General features: G+C 66.4%; 17 protein-coding genes and 1 pseudogene. 9 read left to right on the plus strand and 9 right to left on the minus strand.

Going from position 1 to position 18,741, the window contains the following annotated elements; translation table 11 throughout:
* Window positions 1-23: 23 nt before the first annotated feature.
* The 3 genes from WKW80_RS28535 to WKW80_RS28545 all read left to right on the plus strand — a co-directional run bounded on the left by WKW80_RS28535 (window position 24) and on the right by WKW80_RS28545 (window position 2,675).
* Window positions 24-692 (plus strand): RraA family protein, encoded by a 669-nt coding sequence (locus WKW80_RS28535; RefSeq protein ID WP_340366965.1) that lies wholly within the window; start codon window positions 24-26, stop codon window positions 690-692.
* 65 nt (window positions 693-757) lie between these two features.
* The gene (locus WKW80_RS28540) at window positions 758-1,831 is read left to right on the plus strand and encodes an alanine racemase (protein WP_340366966.1); all 1,074 of its coding nucleotides are present in this window, start codon (window positions 758-760) and stop codon (window positions 1,829-1,831) included.
* A 94-nt stretch (window positions 1,832-1,925) separates the two neighbouring features.
* Window positions 1,926-2,675, plus strand: coding sequence for an SDR family NAD(P)-dependent oxidoreductase (locus tag WKW80_RS28545; RefSeq protein ID WP_340366967.1), 750 nt, complete (start codon window positions 1,926-1,928; stop codon window positions 2,673-2,675).
* Between the two features lie 515 nt (window positions 2,676-3,190).
* On the opposite strand, the gene WKW80_RS28550 is transcribed toward WKW80_RS28545, so the two are convergent.
* From WKW80_RS28550 to WKW80_RS28585, 8 genes are all read right to left on the minus strand, one after another.
* A complete protein-coding gene (locus WKW80_RS28550) occupies window positions 3,191-3,316 on the minus strand; it encodes a hypothetical protein (protein ID WP_340366968.1) in 126 nt (41 codons plus the stop codon).
* Window positions 3,317-3,433: 117 nt separating this feature from the next.
* The gene (locus tag WKW80_RS28555) at window positions 3,434-4,426 is read right to left on the minus strand and encodes an SMP-30/gluconolactonase/LRE family protein (RefSeq protein WP_340366969.1); all 993 of its coding nucleotides are present in this window, start codon (window positions 4,424-4,426) and stop codon (window positions 3,434-3,436) included.
* 16 nt (window positions 4,427-4,442) lie between these two features.
* Window positions 4,443-5,336 (minus strand): aldose epimerase family protein, encoded by an 894-nt coding sequence (locus WKW80_RS28560; protein ID WP_340366970.1) that lies wholly within the window; start codon window positions 5,334-5,336, stop codon window positions 4,443-4,445.
* The gene (locus WKW80_RS28565; RefSeq protein WP_340366972.1) at window positions 5,333-6,163 is read right to left on the minus strand and encodes an NAD-dependent epimerase/dehydratase family protein; all 831 of its coding nucleotides are present in this window, start codon (window positions 6,161-6,163) and stop codon (window positions 5,333-5,335) included. Before WKW80_RS28565 ends, WKW80_RS28560 begins: the two co-directional genes overlap by 4 nt.
* Entirely contained in the window at window positions 6,160-7,002 is an 843-nt protein-coding gene (locus WKW80_RS28570; protein WP_340366973.1) for an ABC transporter permease, read from the minus strand. Before WKW80_RS28570 ends, WKW80_RS28565 begins: the two co-directional genes overlap by 4 nt.
* A gap of 4 nt (window positions 7,003-7,006) precedes the next feature.
* Window positions 7,007-7,867, minus strand: a complete 861-nt coding sequence (locus WKW80_RS28575) for an ABC transporter permease (RefSeq protein WP_340366974.1) — start codon at window positions 7,865-7,867, stop codon at window positions 7,007-7,009.
* Window positions 7,864-8,925 (minus strand): ABC transporter ATP-binding protein, encoded by a 1,062-nt coding sequence (locus tag WKW80_RS28580; protein ID WP_422822980.1) that lies wholly within the window; start codon window positions 8,923-8,925, stop codon window positions 7,864-7,866. The genes WKW80_RS28575 and WKW80_RS28580 overlap by 4 nt, the downstream gene beginning before the upstream one ends.
* Window positions 8,922-10,127 (minus strand): ABC transporter substrate-binding protein, encoded by a 1,206-nt coding sequence (locus WKW80_RS28585; RefSeq protein ID WP_340366976.1) that lies wholly within the window; start codon window positions 10,125-10,127, stop codon window positions 8,922-8,924. Before WKW80_RS28585 ends, WKW80_RS28580 begins: the two co-directional genes overlap by 4 nt.
* Window positions 10,128-10,244: 117 nt before the next feature.
* Between WKW80_RS28585 and WKW80_RS28590 the strand changes: the two genes are divergently transcribed.
* The 4 genes and pseudogenes from WKW80_RS28590 to WKW80_RS28605 form a co-directional block, all read left to right on the plus strand.
* Entirely contained in the window at window positions 10,245-11,159 is a 915-nt protein-coding gene (locus tag WKW80_RS28590; protein WP_340366977.1) for a LysR substrate-binding domain-containing protein, read from the plus strand.
* A 99-nt stretch (window positions 11,160-11,258) separates the two neighbouring features.
* Complete coding sequence (locus WKW80_RS28595) at window positions 11,259-12,347, plus strand: mannonate dehydratase (RefSeq protein ID WP_340366978.1); 1,089 nt, start codon at window positions 11,259-11,261, stop codon at window positions 12,345-12,347.
* 14 nt (window positions 12,348-12,361) lie between these two features.
* Window positions 12,362-14,092, plus strand: a complete 1,731-nt coding sequence (gene araD, locus WKW80_RS28600; protein ID WP_340366979.1) for an L-arabinonate dehydratase — start codon at window positions 12,362-12,364, stop codon at window positions 14,090-14,092.
* A 191-nt stretch (window positions 14,093-14,283) separates the two neighbouring features.
* Window positions 14,284-14,712 (plus strand): annotated as a pseudogene (locus WKW80_RS28605) (MFS transporter); the annotation flags it as partial.
* Between the two features lie 29 nt (window positions 14,713-14,741).
* Here the strand turns inward: WKW80_RS28605 and WKW80_RS28610 are convergent.
* The gene (locus tag WKW80_RS28610; RefSeq protein ID WP_340366980.1) at window positions 14,742-15,785 is read right to left on the minus strand and encodes a LacI family DNA-binding transcriptional regulator; all 1,044 of its coding nucleotides are present in this window, start codon (window positions 15,783-15,785) and stop codon (window positions 14,742-14,744) included.
* Window positions 15,786-15,935: 150 nt separating this feature from the next.
* On the opposite strand from WKW80_RS28610, the gene WKW80_RS28615 reads away from it, so the two are divergent.
* Together WKW80_RS28615 and WKW80_RS28620 are read left to right on the plus strand one after the other, a co-directional pair.
* On the plus strand, window positions 15,936-17,108 hold the full coding sequence (locus WKW80_RS28615; RefSeq protein WP_340366981.1) for a UxaA family hydrolase: 1,173 nt from the start codon (window positions 15,936-15,938) through the stop codon (window positions 17,106-17,108).
* 19 nt (window positions 17,109-17,127) lie between these two features.
* Complete coding sequence (locus tag WKW80_RS28620) at window positions 17,128-18,729, plus strand: UxaA family hydrolase (protein WP_340366982.1); 1,602 nt, start codon at window positions 17,128-17,130, stop codon at window positions 18,727-18,729.
* Window positions 18,730-18,741 lie beyond the last annotated feature (12 nt).

Below are 18,741 nucleotides of genomic sequence, written 5' to 3' on the forward strand. Positions count from 1 at the left end.
CCGAATCCTCGAAGACCCAGATCATGAGCTACCAACAAGCATCCGAATTCGATCGCGTGCCCGAACAACTCCTTGAGCGCGCGCGCTCCTTTCAGGCCGCGATCCTGTGCGACGTGGCCGGGCGCCGTGGCACGATGCACTCACGCATCCGCGGTCTGCATCCTAAGATGACCGTGTGCGGACCCGCCTTCACCGTCGAAGTGCGTCCCGGTGACAACCTGATGTTCCATGTGGCCCTCGCGGTCGCCAAGCCCGGTGACGTGATCGTCGTCGACGGCAAGAACGACCAGACTTGCGCGCTCTTTGGCGACCTGATGGTCACGCAAGCGGCGGCTGCGAAGCTCGGCGGCTTCGTCGTCGACGCTGCTTCGCGCGATACAGAGTCCCTTGCGCAAGGCGACTTTCCGGTGTTCGCCGCTGGCCTCAACCCCTGCGGTCCGACCAAAGGACTGCCCGGCCGCATGAGCATTCCGGTTTCTGTCGGTGGCGTTTCCGTCAGCCCGGGCGACCTCATCGTTGGCGACGTGGACGGTGTCGTCGTGATTCCGCGTCTTGAAGTCGAAGCGGTGCTCGAAGTGGCAGCGAAGAAGGTCGCAGCCGAGAAGCAGCGCATCGAGGAAATCGAAGAAGGCATTCTTGTCTCGCCGTGGCTGAACGATGCCCTCAAGCAGGCAGGGCTGGCCGCGCTGTAAGGCGTCGCCATGGACATTTCCAAGACAACAGAAGGACTTCCATGAACTCCCTCCCAGACAACGCTTTGGACCTCAACGTTCCCTTGCCCAAGATGCCCGTGGAAACGCCTTGCTTCGTGGTGATCGAGGAATCTGTCAAACACAACCTTCGGCAGACGGCGACGCTGGCCGGCGGGGTCGATCGGATGGTTCCGCACGTCAAGACGCACCGTTCTCCGTGGGTGACGCGCTACTTGGTCGCCAACGGCGTGAAGGCGTTCAAGACGGCAACGACTCGTGAAGTCGAAATGGTTTTGGACGCCGGCTCTCCAGAGGTCATCTGGTCGTACCCGACGACCAGCGAGGCCGGCATCGCCCGCGCAATCGCCGCGGCCGACGCTCACCCGGAGGCACGTGTGACTGGCGTGGTGGACGACGCGAGCGGACTGGCGGTCTGGGTCAAGCTCCTGGCCAACGGCAGACATCCCAACGTCGACTTGCGCGTGGACGTGGATCCCGGTATGGGCCGTACGGGCGTGCCCATTGGCGACAAGGCCGTCGAACTTGCAGTGGACGTTTCCAAGGCCGGGCTCTTCGCCGGTTGGCACATTTACGACGGCCACATTCAGGACCTCGATCTGACCGTCCGAGAGGCTCGGTTCCTGGATGTGCAAGCCAAGCTCACCGAGATGTTCAAGCGCACTGAATCAGCCGGCCTCAAGACCGACATCGTCGGCGGTGGAAGCTACACGTTTCCGTTCTGGGCGAAACACACACAGGCGCGCGTCTCGCCGGGCAGCTGGGTCTACACCAATTCGCAGCACCAAGCCGATCAGCCGCATCGGGGCTGGAAGGTCGGCGCGTACGTCCTTTCCCGCGTGGTGTCCGATCACGAGGGCACGCTGACGCTCGACGCAGGGTCGAAGGCCGTCTCGCCGGACATGCCCATGGAGCGTCGCTTCGTGAGCGCCGGCGTAAACAAGATCGTGAAGATGAACGAGGAACACACACTCGCGATCGCGCCTGGGCTGCACACGGGTGATCTGGTCGCTCTAGTGCCTCGCCACACCTGCACGACCGCGTACCTCTATCGCAAAGCGCTGGTGCTGACGGCAGGCGGCGAGTGGGAGTATCGAGATCAGCTCGGCTGCGAGCGATAGTCTGGACCTGAGCCGATCTCATGGACGCCGCCGCTACCATCGGCGGCAATTTCATTGTCATTTGGAGCGGCCGGACGGCCCTAAACAAGGAATCGTGAACGTATTCATCACAGGTGCGACGGCGGGCTTTGGCGCTGCCATGGCCAAGAAGTTCGCGAGTGCGGGGCACCGTGTCATCGCAGCGGGTCGGCGAGAGGACCGCCTGAAAGCTCTGGTTGCAGAATTGGAAGGCTTCCATGTCCATCCGGTTGTTCTAGACGTCCGCGATCGCAACGCGGTCACGGCAGCGGTAGCGTCTCTGCCGGCAGATTTCGCGGACATCGACCTGTTGATCAACAACGCGGGTCTTGCACTGGGTGTCGAGCCTGCTCAGAACGCGAACATTGAGAACTGGGAAAGCATGGTGGACACGAATATCAAGGGGCTGATGTACATGACCCACGCTGTGTTGCCTGGCATGGTGGCCCGAAATCGTGGACATGTGATCAACCTCGGCTCCACCGCGGGCGCCTACGCCTACCCGGGAGGCAACATCTACGGCGCTTCGAAGGCGTTCGTGCGTCAGTTTTCGTTGAACTTGCGTGCGGACCTGTTCGGCACCAGGGTCCGAGTCACGGACGTCGCGCCAGGGCTGGTGGGCGGGACTGAATTTTCTTCAGTCCGCCTCAGGGGCGACCAGGCTCGCGTAGATAAGGTCTACGAAGGCGCTGATGCGCTGACACCAGAAGATGTTTCAGACACCGTCTATTGGGCAGCAACGTTGCCGGCGCGCGTGAACATTAACTTCGTGGAACTGATGCCCGTCACGCAGTCGTTTGCCGGGCTCTCAGTCCATCGCTCCTGAAATTGAGCGGCAAGGAGGGATTGGGCAGTCCTGAAAGCCATGACCTCCACCATTGGGTTGCGCGACAGCCGGTGACACATTTCCTTCGAAGAACGCGAAGCAGATGTGTCGCTTCGCCTTTGCACGAAGCAAATCCGTCACTCTGTGGATGCGAAGTGCGCGGACCCAGCGCAACGTGTTGATGATTCGACTCTTCACCTTCCTGGTCGGCCAGCAGGAACTGCTGGCAGTCAAGATGGCCATGCAGCACGACAATTGCGCGCGATCCAGCGCGACGTTGTTCAGCGCCGCGTGCCGGAGGCCGAAGTCTGGGTGGACGGGCTGTTCACCAGAAAGCCGACAAGCGCTGCAACGCCGGGAACGATGGCCACCGAAAGGAATGACAGGATCATTGGGGAGACTCCATCAAGGCGAACAAGCCTCGCTGGTCGAGAACGGGGCGGCCGGTTAGTGGATGTTGTCCGATCGCGGTCCGCGCATGCTGGCGGGCAACGATGTAGAAGTGACCAGTGCCGTCAGCTCTTCGTCAAGGACACCGGCCTGGTGGCCTCGGCCGGGGAGAGCTGCGGTGCCCAGTGCCGTTGATGGACATTGCGCACCAGCGCTTCTGCGCGGCAGCCGATGCCGGGTTGGGCCTGCACGATGACAGCAGGGTGATCGAGACCTGGGGCTAAAGGCTAAAGCAGCGCGCAGTCCAGCCCTCCAGCGCGCCAACTGCGGGCGGGCCGTTGCCCGGTGTGTCCCATCGTGCGCGGCCGTCAGCGCCTTTCAGCGCCTCTCGTATTCACATACAACGCGTAGATCGAATGGCTGCTCGCCATGAAGAGCCGGTTGTTGTCCGCGCCTCCGAAGCAGAGATTCGCGCAGCGTTCCGGCAGCCGGACGTGGCCGATGGCGCGTCCTTCGGGGTTGAAGACCATCACGCCATCGAGCGCCTCGGCGTCTGCATCCGCCGAGCCGTTGCTGCCCCAGCCGGCCCAGATGTTGCCGTCTTCATCGCACTTGATGCCGTCGAATGCGCCGGGTCCCTGCGCGTCGATATGCAGCCTCCTGCCGCCCAGCGTTCCGTCGTCCATGACGGTGTAGGCCCACACGCGCCGGCTCGGCTCGGCCCGGCTTTCGACGACGTAGAGCGTGCGCTCGTCCGGTGAAAAGCACAGCCCGTTCGGACCGGTCAGGTCATCGATCACCCGCTGTAGTGCGCCGCCTTGCGGGTCGATCCGGTACACCGCATGGGGCAACTCCTGCGCGGCGATGCGCCCCTCGTAGTTGTTGCCGAGCTGGAAGGGCGGGTCGGTGAACCAGATCGCGCCATTCGACTGGCACACGATGTCGTTGGGCGAGTTCAGGCGCTTGCCTTCGAAGCGGTCGGCCAGGGTGACGATGCGGCCGTCGTGCTCGGTGCGGCTGATGCGTCGCGTGACTGCCGCTTCGCACGTGACGAGGCGGCCCATGCAGTCGCGTGTGTTGCCGTTGGCATAGTTGGACGACTCGCGGAACACGGATGCCGTGCCCGTGACCTCGTCCCAGCGGATGATGCGGTTGCTCGCCACATCGCTCGCCAGCAGGTAGCGCCCATCGCCGAACCACACCGGGCCTTCCATCCAGCGGAAGCCCGTGGCGAGGCGCTCGACACTGGCCGCGAACAGGCGGTACTTGAGGAATGAAGGGTCGAGCACGACCACGGCAGGGTCCGGGTAGCGCAACGTGGGCGCCCATCCGGTGCGTGCTTCGGCGGAGAGATCGTTCATCGGGTGCTGGTGGTGTTCATTCAAGGCTGAACCCGACCGTCGCCGACAGGCTCTGCCCGGGGGCGAGCGTGAGTGCGCCAGTGTCGGCGATGCCTTGGGTGGCCAGGTTGAAGGCATCGGCGGTATGGCTGACCGGTTCGATGCAAAGGTACGGCGCGTTGTCGGGGCGATGCAGGATGAGATGGTCCAGCGCACTCGATGCCGTGATGCGCAGTGCCGCACTGTCGCCATCGGAGAGCAACAGGTCCCCGTCCCAGCCGCCGTACGCGCGGGTGAAGCCAGCGCTGCCGACGGCCGGTGCCCGCTGCGAGGCATCGGGCGCATCGAGAGGGGTAGCCCGGATGCCGAGGAAGTCCGGCGTCATGGCCCAACTCTGACGCGCGGCGAACTTCAGTCGCGCGGACGCGGCACAGCGCAGGTACGGGTGCAATCCGATGCCCCCCGGCATGGGTTCGCGATCGGCATTCGTGAGCGCGATGTCGACGTGCAGCGACCGGGGGCCGAGCGTGACGCTCATCCTTGCTTCGTAGCGCCACGGCCAATGGGCGTCCGGGGCCTTGTCGAGCGACAGCGTCAGTCGCGTGCCTTGGTGATGCTCCACCTGCCAGGACGATTGATGGGCGGTGCCGTGCAGCGTGTGCGGCAATGCATCGGGGTGCGGGCAGAGCGCGATGGCTGCGCCGCCATGCTGCAATTGTGCATTCGAGATCCTCCCCCAGTAGGGGATCAGCGGATACAGCCCTCCCTTGCCCCAGTGGAGGAGGTCGGTGTGATGCTCGGGGTAGGGATGGAACACTTCGAGCGACCTGCCCTTCGCATCCGGCAGGCTGCAGCGCGTGATGCGTGCACCCAGTTCCGGCGCAACGCGCACGCAAGCCTCGCCAAGCCGCAACTCGATGATCGCGCTCATGGTCTCGTCGGAGACACGCCAAGCACGGAGACCAGCGGCGCAGCCGCATAGGCGCCACCGACATGGTCGCGACCGGATGTCAAAGGGTCCATCGCGTCGTGGTCCAGGAACGCATGCGCCACGAAGCTCGCCGCATCGTCCTGCGGCCGGTAGCCGAGCTGGCGTGCCCGCTTGTTCGCGAAAAGCGGACGCGGGCTGTCGGAGACACCGTAGACGATCTCGTTGACCACGTCCGGATGGTCCAGCCCGATGCGGATCAGCTGCGCCAGGTCGCGCGTGCTGACCCAGATGCGCAGGCGCCGCGCATCGCTGACCTGCGCGTCCGCATTGCCGATGCGAATCACGAAGGCCGCGGGCCCGCCGCGCAGTGCATAGCTTGCGCAGGCGGCTTCCCCGAACACCTTGCTCATGCCGTAGTAGCTGTCCGGCGCCGGGGGCAGATCGTCGAAGACCTCTGCCGCATCGGCGCGGTATTGCCCCAGCACGTGATGGCTGCTTGCGAACACGAAGCGCTGGACGCCATGGCATCGGGACGCTTCCAGCAGCTGGAGCGTGGCCCGGTAGTTCGGGCCCAGCATCGAATCGAAGGAAGCGGCAGGGCCATGGACACAAGCCAGATGCAGCACCGCATCGACACCGGCGACCGCCCGTTCGGCGAAGACCGGATCGCAGAGGTCCCCCGCCATGACTTCCTCGCCGGGCGCGGCGGCGATGGCATGGCGGTCCAGCAATCGCAGCCGGTAGTGTTCGCCCAGCAAGGGACGCAGGGCGGTGCCCACCAGCCCGGCCGCGCCGGTGACGAGCAGAAGTTTGGTGGCATGACTCATGATGATTTCTGTACGCGGACCTTGCCCACCATCTGGGTCGGGTCGATGAAGCGGAAGGCGATGAGCACCCACACCAGCGTGGTCAGCATGTAGATGACGGCCATGGCGTCTATGGACTGTGCCGAGCGGATGCCCGCCGCGAAGACTGCGTAGTAGAGCGCGACCACCAGTGTCTGGCTGTCGGCGCCGGCGGTGAGGAAGGTGAGCTCGAACATCGAGATCGTGCGCACCAGCACCAGCAGGGAGGCGGCCATGATCCCGGGCAGCAGCAAGGGCATCAGGATGCGCCGGAAGATGGTCAGCGTGCCCGCGCCGAAGACGCGCGCAGCCACTTCGACGCGCGTATCGATCTGCTCGATGAAGGGCGTCATCACCATCACCACGAAGGGCGCGCAGGGCACCAGGTTGGCCAGGATCACGCCCCACAGCGAGCCGCCCAGGTTGACCTGGTAGAGCACCGTGGCCAGCGGTATCCCGTAGGTCATCGGCGGCACCAGCAGGGGCAGCAGGAACAGCAGCGTGACGAGGCGCTTGCCGGGAAAGTCCACGCGTGCCAGCACGTAGGCGGCGGGTACGCCGATCAGCACCGACAACAGCACCACCGCGCCCACCGCCAGCGCGGTGGTCCACAGCACGTCGCCGAGTTGGAACTCCTTCCAGGCCCGGCTGTACCAGTTCGTCGTGAAGGCCTCGGGCAGCCAGCCGGTGAACCACTGCGTGCCAAAGGAGTTCACCGCCACCACGGCCACGATGGCCGCGACGTTGAGGATGATGAAGGCCATCAGCACGCCGAACGCGATGCGGATGGCGCCCTGGCCGAGATCACTCTTGTGCAGCATCGCGTCAACCCTTTCCGCCACTGGCCGGACCGCGGTAGGCCGCGCGGCGGATCGCCAGCGCCAGCAGCACGACGACCAGTTGCACCGCGCCCATGATGAGTGCGATGGACGATGCCATCGAGTAGTTGAAGTCTTCATAGGCGGCTTCGTACGCGGCCAATGAGATCACCCGCGTGGAACCCGCCGGCGAACCCAGCAGCACCGCGGACGGAAACACCGCGAAGGCCTGCACGAAGACCAGGCAGAAGGTGGTGACGAGTCCCGGCACCAGCAGCGGCAGGTAGACCCGCTTGAACTGCGCCGACGGGGACGCACCCAGCGTGGCAGCGGCGCGGCCGAGCGAGGGGTCAATGCCGGTCACGTAGGACAGCAACATCAGGAACGCGAACGGAAACCCCGTGATCACCAGCGACAGGATCACCGCCAGCGGGCCATGCAGCAGTTGCAGCGGTTGCGCGATCAGGCCGAGCGCCAGCAGCGTGCGGTTGAACCAGCCGTTGGGCGACAGGTAGGTCAGCATGCCCTGCGCGACCAGCACGGTGCCGAGCGTCATCGGGATCACCAGCGCGGCGGCAATGAGGCGTTGCTTCGTGCTGGGCACGCGCAGCAGGTAGGCCATCGGCAACGCGATCAGCAGGTTGAACACCGTCACCGGCAGCGAGATCAGCAGCGTGGTGCCGATGGTCTGGTACAGCCGCGGCTCCGAGAAGAAACGCGCGTAGTTGGCCACCCAACCGCCCTCGGCCGGCCTGAGCGACAGCAGCACGCCATAGCCGAAGGGGTAGATGAACAGCATCAGCACCGCCAGCACGGCGGGAATCAGCAGCAGCACGCGCAGGTCGCGCCCCGCGACGGCCCCGTTCATCCCGCCTCCGGCACGAAGGCATCGGCGAACAGGCGGATGCGATCCGGCGCCACGCGGAACTGCACGCGATCGCCCATCGCGACGCGCTCCTGCGTTTCCATGGTGACGTGGGTGCCGTCGGCGGTGCGAAGGTCGACCAGCCACAACTGGCCGCAGTACTCGACCTGCGCGACCTCTGCGGGAATGCCGATGTCCGCGAGCTTGACGTCGTCGGGCCGGAAGGCGAGCGACTGCGCGCTGCCGCCCGCGGGCAGCCTCAATCCCTCGAAGCGCATCGCGCCGATGCCTTCGCCGACGACCGCTGCGGCGCCGTCCACCCGTGTGGGGAAGGCATTGCGATAGCCCATGAAGCGCGCGACGTAGAGGTTGTCGGGCGCGTTGTAGAGCGCCTCGGGCGTGCCCTGCTGCTGGATGCGGCCGTCGCGCATCACCACGATGCGGTCCGACAGCGACAGCGCCTCGTCCTGGTCGTGCGTGACGTAGATGGTGGTCAATCCGAGCGCGTGGTGCAACCGCTTGATCTCGTGGCGCAGTTCCAGGCGCAGCTTTGCATCGAGGTTGGACAGGGGCTCGTCCATCAGCACCAGCGGCGGTTCGATGGCAACGGCGCGCGCGATGGCCACGCGCTGCTGCTGGCCGCCGGAGAGCTGGCCCGGCAGCTTGTCGATCTGGTTGGCAAGCCGCACGGTGGCCAATGCACGCTCGACGCGCTGGTCGACCTCGGCCTTGGGCACCTTGCGCATCTCCAGGCCGAAGGCCACGTTGCGCCGCACGCTCAGGTGCGGGAACAGGGCGTAGTTCTGGAACACCATGCCGAAGCCGCGGCGCTCCGGCGGCAGCACGTCGATGCGCTTGTCGTCGAGCGTGATGGTGCCCGACGAGATCTGCAGCAAGCCCGACAGGCAATTGAGCGCGGTCGACTTGCCGCAGCCCGACGGCCCGAGCAGCGAGACGAACTCGCCCGCGCGGATCGTCAGGGAGAAATCGTCGAGCGCCTTGAAGCCGCCGAAGCGCAGCGCCACGCGGTCGAGTTGCAGGGACTGGAACTTGGCCATCAGGTCTTCACCTTCTGGCCGCCGATCTGCTCGTCCCATGCGCGGAACATCGCGATCAGGGGCTTGGGTTCCAGCGGCGGCTTGACCGGCGTCGAGGCCAGCAGGGGCTCGTAGTACGAGAGCCGGCCGAACTCGTTGAGCACCTTCTGGCTCTCCGCGGGCGCCTGCGCCAGCGTGATGCCCTTGCGCGCCGGGCCGGGGTACAGGTAGCCGTCGGCATAGACCATCGCCTGCTGCGGCGGCTGGAGCATGAACTTGAGGACATCCAGCGCTGCGGCCAGACGGTCTTCCGGCAGGCCCTTGGGAATGGCCACGAACTGGCCGTCTGCCACGAAGGTGGGCTTGTCGAAGGCCGTCACCGCCGTGTCCTTGGGCACGATGCCCTGCACGCGCGGGTAGATGTCCCAGCCCATGGTCGAGATGATCAGGTCGCGCGAGCCCTGCGCGAGCTCGCGCATCGTCGGCGTGGTGCCCGAAGGGTAGTACTCGACGTTCTGGTTCAGCGCCTTGAGGTAGGCCCAGGTCTTGTCCCAGCCCTTGACCGGGTCGAGCGGGTCCTTGTCGCCGAGCATGTACGGCAGGGCCATCACGAAGGTGCGGCCGGGGCCGGAGTTGGCCGGGCGTGCGTAGAAGAACTTGTTGGGATTCGCCTTGGTCCAGGCCAGCAGGTCGTCCAGCGTCTTGGGCGGCTTGGCCACGCGCGCCGGTGCGTACTCGAGCAGCGGTCCTTGCGGCGAGTAGGCGATCAGCATGCCGTTGCCACCGGCCTGTTTCTGGATTGCCGCGGCGCCGCCTTCGTAGAGCTCGGCCGGACTGCCGATCTGCGCGTAGTAGGGCGACAGGTCCTGCCACACGCCTTGTTCGATGCCCGCGGCAATGCCGTCGAGCCCGGTCAGGACCATGTGCAGCTCGACGCGGTTGGCTGCCTGCATCGCGCGGATCTTGCCGGCGAGTTCGGGCGCCGGGGAGCGGGTGAAGGTGAAGCGCGAGACGCGCTCCTTGTTGGCCGCGCCATAGGCATCGAAGACCTTCTGCGTGAGCGCGAGATTGCCGGCGACGTCGATGACGCCGAGCGGCACCGGAGCCGATCCGAATTTCGGCAGGCCTTGGGCCCTGGCGCCCGGCAGCGCGGCGGCCATGGCGGCACCGAGCGTCGTGCGAAGCACCGCGCGTCGCGAGAGGGCGGAAGGGGCGGAAGTATTCATGGCTTGTCTCCTGTTGTTGGGCGCATTTGCGCGGCGAGAGCGAAGTCTTGGCCTTTTACTTCTTAAGGTCCATTGCTGAATTAGCAGCAGTCGATACCTGAAAGTTAAGATGTAACCATGGACCTTCGCCAGTTGAACTACTTCATCGCGGTGGCAGAAGAAAAGCACATCGGCCGCGCGGCCGAGCGCCTGCACGTCTCGCAGCCGCCGCTGACCCGCCACATCCAGGCGCTGGAGGCTGAGCTGGGCGCCACGCTCTTCAGGCGCACGCCGCAAGGCATGCTGCCGACGCAGGCCGGGCAGATCCTGCTGAAGGAGGCGCTGGGTGTGCGTGCCTCGCTCGCGCAGGCGGCCGAGCGCGTGAGGCAGGCGGCCCTGGGGCAGGCCGGCCAGATCGGCGTGGGCATCTACGGCTCATCGGTGTTCGGCGTCATCGCGCAGCTCATCGCGCAGTTCACTTCCACCCATCCGGATGTGGTGGTGGTCCTCAACCATGCGCAGACGGCGGACCAGGTGGCCGCGCTGCGGCAAGGCCGCGTGCAGATCGTCTTCGAGCGATGGCTGCCGGATGAGCCGGACATCCGCGGCAGCTTCCTGACGCATGAGCGCTTGTTCCTTGCACTCGGCGAGCGACATCCCCTGGCGCAAAGGGAGGTCGTCGAGTTGGAAGCCCTGCAAGGCGAGACGCTGATCACCGGTGCCGCGCCCAACCTCATCGCCGGTGCGCTGGAGATCTGCCGCAATCATGGCTTCGAGCCGAAGTTCGCCGAGCCGGTCCACGATGTCGTGACGGCGACGCTGTCGGTGATCACCGGGCGCGCGCTGTCACTGGTGCCGGAGTCGATGCTGAACGTGCATTTCCCGGGAATTGTCTACCGGCCGCTGAAGGCGCGCACGCCGGCGTCCATGGACCTGCATTTCTATCGCCTCAAGGACGAGTCGTCGCCGCTGCTCGATGCGATGCTGCGGACCATCGACGATTTCAAGCGCGCCCGAAACGCCGCGGATATCGCGCCGAATCCCGCCATTTGAGACGGATAGGTCGCTGGCCGACCTGGGCTTCCCTCTGTCGAGCTCGAATGAACACGTGTTCATCAAGAATCGACGCTCTGAAAACAAGAGGCAAGGCACATGTACATCAGCGAACAGCTTCTCAACCCCGACGAGCGCCGGCTGCGCCTGTCGACACAGCTTGGCGTGCAGAGCGTGGTGCTCGACAACCGCGGCACCGAACTGGTCTCGGCTTCCGGTGGCGTCAGCGAATGGGACGCCGCCAGGCTGCGCGAATACCGCCAGTGGGTCGAAGGCTTCGGCCTCAAGCTCGACGTGTTCGCGCTCGACGTCGGCTCGATCCTGCTCGATTCGCTGACCGACATCGAGGGCGCGAGGAAGCAGCGGGCGATGTTGGCGCAGAACATCCAGAAGGCAGCCGACGCGGGCATCACGTGCCTCAAGTACAACGTGCAGATGGTCGGCATCACGCGCACCGGTCTCAAGCGGGGGCGGGGCGGGGCGCAGAACTCGGGCTTCGTCTACGCGGAGTACTCGGCCGCGGACGACCGGAAGCATTCGTACTGGGGTGTCGGCTACCCGAGCAACCAGGAAGAGGGCGGCTCCGCATCGGCGATGCTCTGCGGCCAGAAGATGGCGCGCGAGGTGCCGCCCGTGATCGAGAAGGCCGGTTGGGACGCGATCGAGTTCCTGGTCGAGGGCCTGGTGCCTGCGGCCGACAAGGCAGGCGTGCGCCTGGCCTGCCATCCGCACGACCCGGCCTATCCGGTCGGTGGCCTCAACGGCATCGAGCATGTGGTCGGCTCGGCCGATGGCATCCGCAGGTTCCTGGCGCTGTCGCCGAGCCCGAACCATGGCCTGAACTTCTGCCAGGGCACGGTGGCCGAGATGTTCAAGGAGCCAGGCAAGGCGATGATCCCGGTGATCGAGGAGTTCGCGGCGACGGGCCGCATCTTCATGGTCCACTTCCGCAACATCCGCGGCGGCTACCTCGACTTCCAGGAGGTGTTCCCGGACGAGGGCGATGTCGATATGTTCGAGGCCATCAAGGCCTACCAGCGCGGCGGCTACACCGGCCCGCTCTGTCCGGACCACGTGCCGGTGTCGGAGATCGACGAAGGCCGCGAGCGCTTCATGTCCTTTGCGCTGGGCTACACGCGCGGCCTGCTGCAAGCCGCGGGTGTGTGGTCGACACAGCCGCGAAACTGACGTACACCGCCTGCATGGCCGAACTCAGAAGACTGCGCAGCGAGCGTTGGCTCGCCAACAACGACTTTCGCACCTTCAACCACCGCAGCCGCATCATGCAGATGGGCTACGACCGCAAGGAGTGGGAAGGCAAGCCGCTCGTCGCGATCATGAACAGCTGGTCGGACTACAACCCCTGCCACATGCACTTCCGCCAGCGCGTGGACGACGTCAAGCGCGGCGTGCTGCAGGCAGGCGGCTTTCCGCTGGAGATGCCCACGATCTCGCTGAACGACTCGATCGTGAAGCCCTCGGCGCTGCTCTACCGCAACCTGATGGCGATGGAAGTGGAGGAGATGATCCGCTGCTATCCGGTCGATGCCGTGGTGCTGATGGGTGGCTGCGACAAGACCGGGCCCGCCATGCTGCTCGGCGCCACCAGCGCCGACGTGCCCGCGATCTTCCTGCCGGCCGGCCCGATGCTGCGCGGCAACTCGCGCGGCATGACACTGGGCTCCGGCTCCGATGCCTTCAAGTTCTGGGACGAGCGGCGCGCAGGCCTCATCACCGAGCCCGAGTGGGACAGCATCATCAGCGGCATCGCGCGCAGCCCCGGCACCTGCATGACCATGGGCACGGCCAGCACCATGACGGCCATTGCCGAGGCGCTGGGCATGGCCTTGCCCGGATCGTCGAGCGTGCCGGCGGTCGAGGCCGGCTACCAGCGCATGTCGGCGCAGGCCGGACGCCGCATCGTCGAGATGGTCCATGAAGACCTGCGGCCCTCGCGCATCCAGGGCCGCAACGCCTTCCTCAACGCCATCACGGTGGCGATGGCGATGGGCTGTTCGACCAACGCGATCATCCATGTCATCGCGATGGCGCGGCGCGCGAAGGCCGACATCGGGCTGGACGACTTCGACGCGATCAGCCGCAAGGTGCCGGTGATCGCGAACGTGCGGCCCAGCGGCACCAGCCAGTACCTGATGGAAGACTTCTATTTCGCCGGTGGCCTGCCCGCGCTGATGAAGCGCATCGAGGTCCACCTGCATCTCGACGCGCCCACCGTCACCGGCAAGACGGTTGGCGAGAACATCGAGGGCGCGCGGGTCTGGAACGACGACGTGATCCGCACGCTGGACAACCCCGTGTACACCGAGGGCGCACTGGCGCACCTCAAGGGCAACCTGGCGCCCGACGGCTGCGTCATCAAGCCGAGCGCCATGAGCGCGAAGTTCCTGAACCACAGCGGTCCGGCCGTGGTGTTCGACGACTATCCGTCGCTCAAGAAGATGCTCGACGACGAGAACGCCGACATCACCGAGGACCACGTGATCGTGCTGCGCAACGCGGGACCCAAGGGCGGTCCGGGCATGCCGGAATGGGGCATGGTGCCGATCCCGGTCAAGCTCCTCAAGCTGGGGGTGCGCGACATGCTGCGCGTGAGCGATGCGCGCATGAGCGGGACCAGCTACGGCGCCTGCGCGCTGCATGTCGCGCCCGAGGCTTATATCGGCGGCAACCTGGCGCTGGTGCGCACGGGCGACATCATCAGCATCGACGTGCCGAACCGCACGCTCGACATGCAGGTCAGCGACGAGGAACTCGCGCGCCGCCGCGCCGAGTGGAAAGCCCCGCCGCCGCGCTTCGGCCGTGGCTACGGATGGATGTTCACCGAGCACATCCTGCAAGCCGACCAAGGCTGCGACATGGACTTCCTGCAGACGCAGTTCGGCGAGTCGGCGGGAGAGCCCGACATCTTCTGAGCCGCAGGGGCGTGCCCGGCCCCGCCACCCGGGGGGATCGAGTCGAGTTGGCAAAGCGTATCGACCTGAGAACCGCCCCGCCGACGTCCGATGTCGTGGGCAGCCGGGTACGCGATTCCACGTATGCATGCCGTTCCTTCCGCCATTTGGGAGCGGAAGGGCAATTGCGTGCGCCACCCTCGGCCTTGGTCATCCTCGCGGCGGGCTTCGTCGCGTCGATCCCGGCCATCGCCGGCTTCATCGGCGGCGTGAGCACCGGTTTCGTCTCGGACTGGCTGCTCAAGCGCACGGGGTCCCTGACCATCGCCCGCAAGGTGCCCATCACGATCGGGCTCCTGCTCACGGCCGCGATGATCGGCTGCAACCATGTGCACAGTGACGAGTTCGTCATCGCGCTGATGTCGCTGGCCTTCTTCGGCAAGGGTTTCGGATCCCTCGGCTGGACCGTGGTCGCGGACACGGCCCCGAAACAGCTGATCGGCCTCACCGGCGGCGTGTTCAACGCGATCGGCAACATGGCGGGCATTACCACGCCCGTGGTGATCGGCTACATCCTCGGCGCGACAGGCTCCTTCCAGGGCGCGCTGGTGTTCGTGGGACTGCACGGCCTCGTGGCGGTGGCTGATCGGGCCGAGCACCTTGCCCTGCTTCATGTGCTGGCGCGTGCGACGACCTCGAAGCCGATGTCGATGAGCGTCGGGCCGTCCGTCTCGCCGGACAAGCGTGCCAGCAGCATCTGCCCCGCACGCTCGCCCATCTCGGCACGGCGGATCTGCACGGTCGAAAGCCGCGGCGATGCGGCGCGTGCCACCGCCAGGTCGCCGAAACCCATCACCGCGATGCGCCCGGGCACCGGCCAGCCGCGCTGCGTGCATTCGAAAAGCACGCCGGCCGCGAGCAGGTCGTTGTTGCAGAAGACGGCCGTGACCTCGGGCCGTCGCGCCAAGATCTGCGCCAGGCGCGGCCCCGCATCGTCGATCAACGCGGGCGGACGGATCAGCTCCGCCTGCACGTCGTCGATGCCGCGTGCCGCCGCTGCTGCCCTGAATCCTTCGAGCCGCAGGCGCGAGCGGTCTTCCTCGGCACCGATGAAGGCCAGCGCGCGATGGCCGCGGTCCAGCAGATGCTCGGCCGCCGCGCGACCGGCGTCGAGATTGGAAAAGCCGACCAGCATGTCGATCGGCTGGTTCGGCGGCGTCGGCAGGTCCCAGGTCTGCACCACCGGCACGCCGGCGCGCTTGAGCTTGGCGCGCAAGGCCGGTGTCTGCGCGTTGCCGGTGAGCACGAGCCCATCGACCCGCCGCCCGAGGAATGTATCGACGAGCGCCATCTCGTCGCCGGCGCGATAGCCGCTCTGGCCCAGCAGCAGCTGGTAGCCGCCATCGGCCAGCGTCTGCGCCAGCGCCTCGATGGTTTCGGAGAACACCAGGTTCGAGATGGTCGGCACGATCGCCGCGACGATGCGCGAGCGGCTCGACGCCAGGCTGCCGGCCGTGAGGTTGGGCACATAGCCGAGTTGTTCGATGGCCGCGCGCACGGCGGCCAGCGTGTCGGGCGAGACCTTGTCGGGCTCGTTGATGGCGCGCGAGACGGTCACCAGCGACACGCCGGCTGTGGCGGCAACGTCGCTCATGCGCGCGCGGCCCGGCGCAGGGGATGCGGCGTCCCCGGAACGGTTGGATTTTCGATTCACGAGCGGGGTTATACCGTGCCCCTTGCGCTAATGGAAGCGTTTCCATAAAATTGCGCCATCGCGCCGATCGCGCGGCCAACAACGAAGGGCATTTCGCCCTTTTTGTTGATTTGAAAATGGAAGCGCTTCCATCAAGGAGACAGACCCGCAATGAACGCTACCTTCGAAGGCTACCTGCGCCCGGATGGCCGTGTCGGCACGCGCAACCACATCGGCGTGTTCGTGGTCGGCAATTGCGGCGCCACCGCCGCACGCCGCGTCGCAGACCATTTCACCGGAAAGCGCCTGGCCGCATTTCCCAACGTCGACGGCGTGCTGCCCTTCGTGCACGAGATCGGCTGCGGCATGGAAGCGACCGGCGAGCCGATGAACCTGCTGCGCCGGACCATCGCCGGCACGATCCGCAATCCGAACATCGTGGGTGCCGTGGTGATCGCGCTGGGCTGCGAACGCAACAACATCCGCGCCTTCTTCGAGCAGGAACAACTCGTGCCCGGCCCGATGCTGCACATGCTGGTGATGCAGGAAATCGGCGGCACGGCCAACACCATCGAGGCAGGGATCGCGGCAGTGCAGTCGATGCTGCCCGCGGCGAATGCCCACGTCCGCGAGACCGTTCCGGTGTCGCAGCTCGTGGTGGGGCTGCAAACGGCCGCCGCCGATGGCGACACGGCGATCTCCGCCAACCCCGCGCTGGGCGCTGCGATCGACTTGCTGGTCGGGCAGGGTGGAACGGCCATCCTCTCTGGCACGAGCGAGCTGGCATCCGCGGCGTCGTCGTCCATGGCGCCCCGGGCCGCCAGCGCCGAAGTCGGTGCGCAACTGGAACAGCGCATCCAGTGGTGGAAGGGCTATACCGCGGGCCGCGACACGCAGATGACGCGTGTGAGCCTCGTCGACACCGCGAGCATGCGCCGTGCCGGCAGCACGCCGGTGCAGGCGGTCTACGAGTACGCGCATCCGGTTGCCCAGCCTGGCCTGGTCTTCATGGACGCGCCGGCGTATGCCGCGGTGTCTGCCACCGGACAGGTCGCCGGCGGCGCCACGATGGTGTGCCTGACGACCGGCAGCGGTTCCGGCTTCGGCGCCGCGCCCGTGCCCACGCTCAAGCTTGCCAGCAATTCCGCGGTCTTTGCCCGGATGGAAGACGACCTCGACATCGACTGCGGTGCGGTGCTGGCAGGCGACACGAGTGTCGCGCAGATGGGCCAGCGGATCTTCGAACGCATGCTGGCGCACGCCTCCGGCGAACCCACCAAGAGCGAAGAACTGGGCGTCGGGCGCGACGAATTCGTGCCGTGGCCCATCGGCGTGCTGGCTTGAAGACGAGGAGACACACGACATGAACGCCAGCACTCTCAACGCCACCACCGCCGCCATCGTCCCCACGATCGCTTCCACCGTGAAGCCTTCCGAGGCCGTCCGGCTCAACCCCTTCATCCGCCTCGACCCGAAGGACAACGTCGTCGTCGCGCGCATCGAAGTGCCGGCTGGCACCGAGGTCGCCAGCGAAGGCGTGACCACGCTGCAACCCGTGCCCGCGGGCCACAAGCTCGCCGCGCGCTTCATCGCCAAGGGCGAGCCGGTGCTCAAGTACAACACCGTAATCGGCTTTGCGTCCGAAGACCTGCCGCCCGGCACCTGGATGCACAGCCACAACATCGCGTTCGGCGATCTGGTCAAGGACTACCGCCACGGCCTCGACTACGTGCCGACGCGGCTGCTGCCGCCGGCGCAGCGCGCCCGGTTCCAGGGCATCGTGCGCGCCGATGGCCGCGTCGCGACGCGCAACTACGTCGGCGTGTTCATCGTGAGCCACGGCGCCGCCACGGTGGCACGCAAGATCGCGAGCTTCTTCGACGAAGACGAACTCGCCGCCTTCCCGAACATCGACGGCGTGGTGCCCTATGTGCACGAGCAGGGCGCGGGCATGGAGCGCAGCGGCGAGCCGATGGAACTGCTGCGCCGGACCATCGGCGGCTACATCCGGCATCCGAACACCGCGGGCGCGCTGGTCATTGCGCTGGGCGAGGAGCACAACCCGCTCGACGAATTCCTCGCGCACCAGAAACTGGTGGCTGGCCCGATGCTGCAGACGCTGGTGATCCAGCAGGCGGGCGGCACGAAGAAGGCGATTGCCGCAGGCATCGAACAGGTGCGCAGCATGCTCGCCGCGGCCAACGCCGTGCAGCGCGAGGCGGTCTCGGCCGAGCACATCAGCATCGGCTTGCAGTGCGGCGGCTCCGACGGCTTCTCGGGTCTCTCGGCCAACCCGGCGCTCGGTCGCGCGATGGAGATCCTCATCGAGCACGGCGGCACCGCGATGCTCTCGGAAACCTCGGAGATCTTCGGCGTCGAGCACACGCTCACGGCGCGCGCGGTGACGCCGGAGGTCGGCAAGAAGCTGGTGGCGCGCATCGACTGGTGGCTGCGCTACAACGAAGGCCGCGACACGCAGATCAACGGCCGCGTGAGCCCCGGCAACAACGCCGGCGGCCTGGCCAACGTGCTGGAGAAGTCGCTCGGCGGCGCGAAGAAAGGCGGCAATGCCCCGTTGATGGCGGTCTACGAATACGCCGAGCCAGTGACGCAGCACGGGCTCGTCTTCATGGACACGCCCGGCTACGACCCGGTCTCGGCCACCGGCCAGATCGCGGGTGGCGCCAACCTGATCTGCTTCACCACGGGTCGGGGCTCGTGCTTTGGGTCCGTGCCCGCACCGACGGTCAAGCTCGCGAGCAATACGCCGATGTACGCGCGCATGGCCAACGACATGGACATCAACTGCGGCGTGGTGATCGACGGCGAGGCCACGATCGACCAGATGGGCCGCGCCATCTTCGAGCAGATCCTGCGCCATGCGTCCGGCGAACCCACGAAGAGCGAGGCGCTGGGCGTGGGACTGAACGAGTTCGTGCCCTGGCCGCTCGGCGTATCCGACTGAGACCGGCCGACT

This window comes from Variovorax humicola (genome assembly GCF_037889915.1).
GTDB lineage: Bacteria > Pseudomonadota > Gammaproteobacteria > Burkholderiales > Burkholderiaceae_C > Variovorax > Variovorax humicola.